The sequence below is a fragment of the Paraburkholderia lycopersici genome, from assembly GCF_900096975.1.
In the GTDB taxonomy this organism is placed as follows: domain Bacteria; phylum Pseudomonadota; class Gammaproteobacteria; order Burkholderiales; family Burkholderiaceae; genus Paraburkholderia; species Paraburkholderia lycopersici.
On the sequence record NZ_FMYQ01000088.1, the window covers coordinates 1 to 1,086 of the forward strand.

Sequence of the window (1,086 nt, forward strand, 5' to 3'; positions counted from 1 at the left end):
TTCGGTTATCAGAATGCTTTCGGTGATTTCGAGGCCCCAGTCGTCGAGCCACAGGCCCGGCATGAAGTGAAACGTCATGCCGGGTTCGAGGACCGTGCGGTCCCCGGGACGCAGGCTCATCGTGCGTTCGCCCCAGTCGGGCGGATAGCTCGCGCCGATCGGGTAGCCGCAGCGGCTGTTCTTCTCGATGCCGAACTTCGCGAGCACCGCAAAAAACGCGTTCGCGATGTCCTCGCAGCGGTTGCCCGGCTTCGCGGCGGCAAGCCCCGCCTCGATGCCTTCGACCACCGCCTTCTCGCCCTCGATGAAGTGCTTCGGCGGCTTGCCGAGATACACCGTGCGCGACTGCGGGCAGTGATAGCGGCGATAGCAACCGGCGATCTCGAAGAACGTGCCCGCATTCATTTCGAACACCGAATCGTCCCACGTCAGATGCGGCGCGGCCGCGTCGGCGCCCGTCGGCAGCAGCGGCACGATGGCCGGATAGTCGCCGCCGAAACCGGCCGCGCCCGTAATGCCCGCGTCGTAAATCTGCGCGACGAGCTCGTTCTTCTTCATGCCCGGCTCGATGACGTCGAGAATGCGCGAGTGCATCTTCTCGACGATGCGCGCCGCGACGCGCATGTACTCGATCTCGCGCGGCGACTTCACCGCGCGCTGCCAGTTCACGAGCGCGGTCGCATCGACCCAGCGCGCGCCCGGCAGATGCTTCTGCAGCGACGCATACGCGGCCGCGCTGAAGTAGTAGTTGTCGAGCTCGACGCCGATCGTCAGCCGGTCCCAGCCGCGCGCGGCGATCACCTCGGTGCACAGGTAGTCCATCGGATGGCGCACCGGCGACTGCACGTAGATGTCCGGATAGCCGACGATGTTGTCGTGCGCGAGGAACGCGGTGCGCTTCGCGCCGTTCGCGTCCTGGCCTCGGCCGTACCACACCGGCTCGCCTTGCATCGGCACCAGCACGCACTGGTGCACGTAGAACGACCAGCCGTCGTAGCCGGTGAGCCAGTTCATGTTCGTCGGATCGGTGACGATCAGCAGTTCGACGCCCGCCTTCTGCATCGCGCTGCGCGTCCTGGCAATGCG

At 66.0% G+C, this 1,086-nt stretch carries 1 protein-coding gene; it reads right to left on the reverse strand.

The window, feature by feature from the left end; all coding sequences use genetic code 11:
* On the reverse strand, positions 1-1,086 hold a 1,086-nt coding region (gene doeA / locus BLU17_RS32130), incomplete at both ends, for an ectoine hydrolase DoeA (RefSeq protein WP_092006784.1).